At 35.3% G+C, this 6,347-nt stretch carries 5 protein-coding genes; 3 read left to right on the plus strand and 2 right to left on the minus strand.

What is annotated here, in order from left to right; all coding sequences use genetic code 11:
* Positions 1–23: 23 nt before the first annotated feature.
* The 3 genes from QWT87_RS05700 (at position 24) to QWT87_RS05710 (ending at position 2,584) form a co-directional block, all read left to right on the plus strand.
* Entirely contained in the window at positions 24–914 is an 891-nt protein-coding gene (locus tag QWT87_RS05700; RefSeq protein WP_175608832.1) for a 3-hydroxybutyryl-CoA dehydrogenase, read from the plus strand.
* Between the two features lie 72 nt (positions 915–986).
* Positions 987–2,306, plus strand: coding sequence for a hypothetical protein (locus QWT87_RS05705; RefSeq protein ID WP_302714559.1), 1,320 nt, complete (start codon positions 987–989; stop codon positions 2,304–2,306).
* Positions 2,307–2,344: 38 nt separating this feature from the next.
* Positions 2,345–2,584, plus strand: coding sequence for a hypothetical protein (locus QWT87_RS05710; RefSeq protein WP_002977986.1), 240 nt, complete (start codon positions 2,345–2,347; stop codon positions 2,582–2,584).
* Between the two features lie 47 nt (positions 2,585–2,631).
* Here QWT87_RS05710 and QWT87_RS05715 read toward each other — a convergent pair whose 3' ends face one another.
* The gene (locus QWT87_RS05715) at positions 2,632–3,042 is read right to left on the minus strand and encodes an META domain-containing protein (protein WP_302714633.1); all 411 of its coding nucleotides are present in this window, start codon (positions 3,040–3,042) and stop codon (positions 2,632–2,634) included.
* 482 nt (positions 3,043–3,524) lie between these two features.
* Positions 3,525–5,927, minus strand: a complete 2,403-nt coding sequence (gene pheT / locus QWT87_RS05720; RefSeq protein WP_302714635.1) for a phenylalanine--tRNA ligase subunit beta — start codon at positions 5,925–5,927, stop codon at positions 3,525–3,527.
* Positions 5,928–6,347 lie beyond the last annotated feature (420 nt).

Below are 6,347 nucleotides of genomic sequence, written 5' to 3' on the forward strand. Positions count from 1 at the left end.
TAAAACTTAAATAAGGAAAAATGATCAAAAACATTGTAGTTATCGGAGCCGGAACCATGGGAAATGGTATTGCGCACACATTTGCACAAAGCGGTTTTAAAGTAAATCTTGTAGATGTATCTCAGGAAGCTTTAGACAGAGGTCTTAAAACCATTACCACCAATCTCGACAGAATAATTGCAAAGGGAAACCTTACCGAAGAACAAAAAGCAGAAACTTTAGGAAACATCACCACATTTACAGCACTTCAGGATGCGGTAGGTTCTGCGGATCTTATTGTGGAAGCAGCAACGGAAAATCAGGAATTAAAACTGAAAATTTTCGGACAGATGGATGAGTTTGCTCCTGAAAACTGTATTCTGGCAACGAATACTTCTTCTATCTCAATCACTAAAATTGCGGCGGCTACAAAAAGAGCAGATAAAGTAATCGGAATGCACTTTATGAATCCGGTTCCCATTATGAAACTGGTTGAAATCATTAAAGGCTACTCCACTTCCAAAGAAACGTTCGACGCGATCTATGAAATGAGCAAAACGCTTGGAAAAGTTCCTGTAGAAGTAAACGATTATCCCGGATTTGTAGCCAACAGAATTTTAATGCCGATGATTAATGAATCTATCGAGACATTGTACAACGGCGTTGCTGGTGTTGAGGAAATCGATACGGTAATGAAACTGGGAATGGCGCATCCGATGGGACCGCTTCAACTTGCCGATTTTATTGGTCTTGATGTTTGTTTAGCGATCTTAAACGTAATGTACGATGGCTTCAAAAATCCTAAATATGCTCCGAATCCATTGTTGGTAAACATGGTAATGGCAGGAAAATTAGGCGTAAAATCAGGAGAAGGTTTCTATGATTACTCCGAAAGCAAAAAAGCAGAAAAAGTAGCGAAAATGTTTTCTAAATAATTTTTAAGTTGTGAATTATAAGTTATAAATTTAGACTCTAAATCTGCAATCTATAACCTAATAACTGCAACCTTGATAAAATTTAAAGAAAAAAATATTCAGATATCAATGGTCATCATTACTTTAGTGATGACCATTTTGCGTTTTCTGCTTAATGAAAAAGGGCGTGTAAATCCGGATTCCATCCGTTATATGAGATTTGCGCACGTTTTCCCGACGATCGACAATACCACGACTCCTTTAGGATATCCTTTAGCAATAAAATTTTTTACGTTTTTCGGGTTTGATGAATTCTGGGGAAGTAAAATCGTAGGAATTTCCGCATTTTTCTTCATTCTTTTTTTCACCTGGAAAAAGAAATTTTTCTTTAGAGAATCCGTTGTTTTATGTGCTTTATTCAGCTTTTTGTCAATTTTCTCATACACTATGAGCGAACCGTTGATTTTGCCGTTCGTAGTTTTATTTTTATATGTTTCCACATTAATTATTGAAGGAAAACTAGAAAAAGGAAAAGCTGTTTTTTATCTTTCGTTAAGCCTTATTGCATTGTATAACATAAGATACAGTGCTCTTTTCATTATGGGCGGAACCGGACTTTTCGGATTGATTTTCTGGAAAAGAAAATATTCGGGAATATTTATTATTTCAGGACTCATCGGAGGAATTTTTGTGGTTTTGTATAAATTCCTTTTTATCGATTACTTTAACGAAAACTATGTCAGTCAATTTCTGGAAATCGGTCTGCATCCTACCTCTAAACTTCTTGTTGAATTGTTTCAGGGATTGTGTACCACTTTCAACCCTTTTATTCACATTGCAGATCCGGGAGGCGGAATGATCAATTATGCGATCTACGGAATCGGCTTTTTAAATATTCTTCTGATTGTATTTTTGTTTATTAAATACAAACTCTCAGAAACGGAGGCATTTTATATTTTTGTAAGTATTTTCGGGATGATCTGCTCGTATTTTATTCAGTATTTTTATTCTGTGAATGCGATCGATTACAGATTAATGGCTCCTTTCAGTCTTCCGGTCTGGCTGGTTTATTTCAGGAAATTATTCATGGTTTTTGAGGTTAAAACGTACGCTTTAGGCTTTTTAAGTCTGCTTTCCGGAATGTTATTTACATGGCTTTCCAAAGGCAATTATCTGGAAAACAGAAAGGAAATGAAGCAGTTTCTGCAATCTGAAAAACTTGATAAAATACCTTTAAAATTCTATCTTGAAACCACGGAAGATCTTGATAAAATACAGGTTGCCGAACTGATGAGTACCATCAATCCGAATATTACGTTAACTTTTAAACCGAAAGATACGCTTCAGAAAACAACGTTAACAAGGTATAAAGTTTTACAAAAAATAAAGATTGACAAGAACAAATACCAATAATTTTATTATCTTTGATTTAAAGTTAAAACATTAAAAAAATGAAATTACCAAAGTTTTTATTAGCAGATAATTCGGAATTTCCAGAAGATTTATTCGTGGTTCATACAGAATATCCAAGATTTATCTTAAACGTTGAGGAAGAAGAAGTTGAGTGGCTGGATGATCTGGAAGGTGACGACGAAGAAACAATGGCAGACGAGGCTACAAAAGTAGTAGAAGCTGCGTTTAAATGGTGTGATGAAGAGTTGGCTAAGTACGACGAAGAAGAGGAAGATTAATAACAATTTAAACATAAAAAAGGAACTCGATTGAGTTCCTTTTTATTTTATTCAGCTTTATTGAATTTTAAAAGTAAAAGATTGTCCTGATACAATTCCAGAACATTTCCGGTTACTACATATTTATTGGCTTTTCCTACCATATCCATAAAGTTTTTCTCCACGCTCATATTATCGCACGCCATTCTTGTAGAACCTAAAGCTCCCGCAGAAAAATTTCCCATAGAAGGATCTACTTTTGCCGTTCCGAAGTAATTGTTGCATCCCGCATTACCACTGATTTTTTCTCCTTCAATATTCAGGGTAGGAATTTTCCCTTTCACATTATCAGCCAAAGCCCATTTTGTACCCGCAAGAGAAGGCTGTGCTTTTCCTACTTTGGAAGCAGAAGAACTCGACATTGTTCCACATGAAACCAAAACTGCAGCAGTACATATACTTAAAAAAAAATTCTTCATTGTTTACTTTTTGATTTAAACCAAATTTACGGAATTATTATTATTTAAACGGGTTTCGGAAGATTTTATTATTCTTTAACACTTCAGATAAAATTGTAATTGAATATGATTTATCTGAATTTAACCTAAGTTCGGGATAAGTATTAAACGCAAGGTTAAACAAAGAGATTCAATTATCAGGAATTCAGCTTTTAAGATATACAAAGGCGTAAAACTTATCAAAGTAATACCATTTTTGTCTTTTTTAAATAAACGAAGTGTCTTTGTTTACCTTACAAACTTTCAATAAGTAAAAAAAATCTTTTGTTTTTCTTTGCGATAAAATAATACAACACTATAAATCAATTATTTAAAATTTTTCTTATCCCGAACTGAGGTTAATTTAATAAAACATTCAATCTTTAAATTGCTGTCAATTTTAATTTTACCCATAAAAAAAACGGACAAATGTCCGTTTATATTGTATTCGAAAGGTATTTTTTTTACCCTCTTAATTCTGCATTGAATTCTTTCTGGAAAGATTTGATTAAGGAATCCATTACCGCAGTAATTTCTTTTTCTTCCAGTGTTTTCTCTTCGTTTAAAAGTTCGAAACTCATTGCATAAGATTTCTTGCCTTCCGGAAGATTTTTACCTTCGTAAACGTCAAATAAATTAATATTTTTCAGGTACGGAGATTTATTTTTCTTTGCAGTCTGATAAAGATCTTCGTAATTCACGTTTTTATCAATCAGTAAAGCAAGGTCTCTTCTGATTTTATTGAATTTAGGAATATCTTTGAATTTCAATTGATTTTCAGAACGTAATTTCTGTGCAAATTCAAGTTCGATTTCAGCGTAGAAACATTCCTGCTCAATATCGAAATCTTTCAGCATCTGAGGAGCTACTTTCCCGATCCTTACCAAAGCTTTTCCGTCCGCTTCATACGCCAAAGCATCAGAAAATCTTTCATCAGACAAAGCCGCTTCTTTATAATCAATGGATAATCTTTCAAGCAAAACTTTTACATAAGCTTTCAGGTTATAGAAGCTTGTCGCAGATTTCGGCTGCAGCCAGTTTTCTGCAACGTCTCTTCCGGAAACAAGGATAGCCAGTTGCTTTCTTTCCTCGTATTGATCTCTCTTATGATAGATTTTCCCGAATTCGAAGAATTTAATATCCTGATTTTTTCTGTTGATATTGTAGATTGCATTCTGCAAAAGCCCTTCCAGTAAAGACTTTCTCATAAATGCCAAATCATTGCTTAAAGGATTTAATAATTTTACAGCATCCGTTTCATCTTTCAGTGAAGTCAATGAGTTGTTCATTACTTCATTGAAACCTAATCCCTGTAACGTTCTTGCCCAGTTATTTTCAAGCTCATCCTGATCCTGTGCAGCCAGTTTTACCGGCGTAAACGAAATTTTTTGAGGTGCATCGATCTTATTGTATCCGTAGATTCTTAAAATCTCCTCGATAACGTCAATTTCTCTGGTAACGTCTGCTCTGTACGCAGGAACAGAAATTTCATACCCGTTCTGAATTTCATTTAAAACCTGAATTTCAAGGGCTTTTAAAATTTCTTTTACTTTTTCTCTGTGAATTTTCGTTCCTAAAATCTGCTCGATTTTTGAAAATCTGATGATGACATACTGATCTTCAATTTTCTTAGGATACTGTTCCAGCAATTCTCCCACAAGTTTTCCTTCAGTAAGTTCCTGAATTAATTTAATAGCGTGCGTAATTGCTGTTCTTGTAATATTAGGATCCACTCCTCTCTCGAATCTGAAAGAAGCATCGGTATTCAATCCGTGAAATTTTGCCCCTTTTCTCACCGCAACCGGATTGAAATAAGCACTTTCCAAAAAGATGGTAGTTGTTTCAGCAGAAACCCCTGAATTGGCACCTCCGAAAACTCCGGCAATGCACATCGGCGTATCTTTTCCGTCTTTAATGATGATTTCAGAACCGTTTAAAGTTCTTTCAACGCCGTCTAAAGTCGTGAATTTTGTTCCTTCTTTTACTGTCCCTACTTTTACTTTTTTATCTGCAATTTTATCTGCATCAAAAGCATGAAGCGGCTGTCCGTAACCGTGAAGGATATAGTTGGTAATATCTACAACATTGTTGATCGGGCTTAATCCGATGGCTTTCAGTCTGTCTTTCAGCCAAGCCGGAGAATCTGCCACTTTTACGTTTTCGATTACCGCTCCGATGTATCTCGGACATAATTCTGCGTCTTCCACTTCTAATGTAAAATCGTGAGAACCTTCGTTGTTCAGTGCAACAGAAGATACTTTTTCGAACTCAGATTTCTGCTTGTTTGTGGAAAGATAAGCATGAAGATCTCTTGCAACACCGTAATGAGACATTGCATCGGTTCTGTTCGGCGTTAAACCGATTTCCAGAACTTCATCGTTTGTTATTTCAAAGTAATCTGCGAAATTTTTTCCGATTTCAAACTTTTCTTCATCCAAAACCATAATTCCGCCGTGATCGTCGCTAAGACCCAATTCGTCTTCTGCACAGATCATTCCCTGAGAAACCTCTCCCCGGATTTTTGCTTCTTTGATCTCGAAAAAGTTTCCGGTTTTATCATAGATTTTTGTTCCGACAACTGCAACGGGAACGGTTTGTCCGGCTTCCACATTGGGAGCTCCGCAAACGATGTTTAAAATCTTTCCGTTTCCTACTTCTACGGTTGTCTTTTTTAATTTGTCTGCATTCGGATGTTTCTCGCAGGTTAAAACTTTACCTACAACAATTCCTTCCAGGCTTCCTTTTATGCTTTCAAATTTTTCTATCCCTTCAACTTCAAGTCCTATATCTGTAAGGAACTCACCGATTCTTTCAGTTTTCAGGTCCGTTTTGATATAATCTTTAAGCCAGTTGTTTGATATTTTCATCTGATAATTTATTATTTTTCAAGGTTAAAAGAAACCTTGCTTATTTTGAAAATTTTACTTGAATTTTTCGCGTTACAAATATCGTGTTTTTTTAAGAAACAGAGAAATATGAAAGAAACTTTAAGAGTTATTTAGCAGCTTTCTTTTTCCTACCGGAGCAGCAAGACATTGTCATTGCGAAGAGCGACGCGACGCGGCAGTCTAAAAACCTTCTTTTTAACGCTAAAGATCGCTAAGAAAAGAATTGTTAAATTTCGAATATTTTTGTTCGCTATGGCGTTCTAATCAGCAAGTGACAGCGGAATTTAAATCTGTCATTACTGTTTCTAAAACTAAGCCTCGATTTCTACTTGTAGATGTATTCCGGAGATTACTTCTTCTCTTTGTTCATTGCAAAACGGCGGACTGCAATTCTAGCCC

The sequence above is a fragment of the Chryseobacterium urinae genome (genome assembly GCF_030518295.1).
Classification (GTDB): Bacteria; Bacteroidota; Bacteroidia; order Flavobacteriales; family Weeksellaceae; genus Chryseobacterium; species Chryseobacterium mucoviscidosis.

Excerpts from the sequence above, each read along its gene's own strand:
- QWT87_RS05710 (WP_002977986.1), top strand. The coding sequence starts at position 2,345 with ATGAAATTACCAAAGTTTTTATTAGCAGATAATTCGGAATTTCCAGAA.
- QWT87_RS05715 (WP_302714633.1), bottom strand. The coding sequence starts at position 3,042 with ATGAAGAATTTTTTTTTAAGTATATGTACTGCTGCAGTTTTGGTTTCA.
- pheT (WP_302714635.1), bottom strand. The coding sequence starts at position 5,927 with ATGAAAATATCAAACAACTGGCTTAAAGATTATATCAAAACGGACCTG.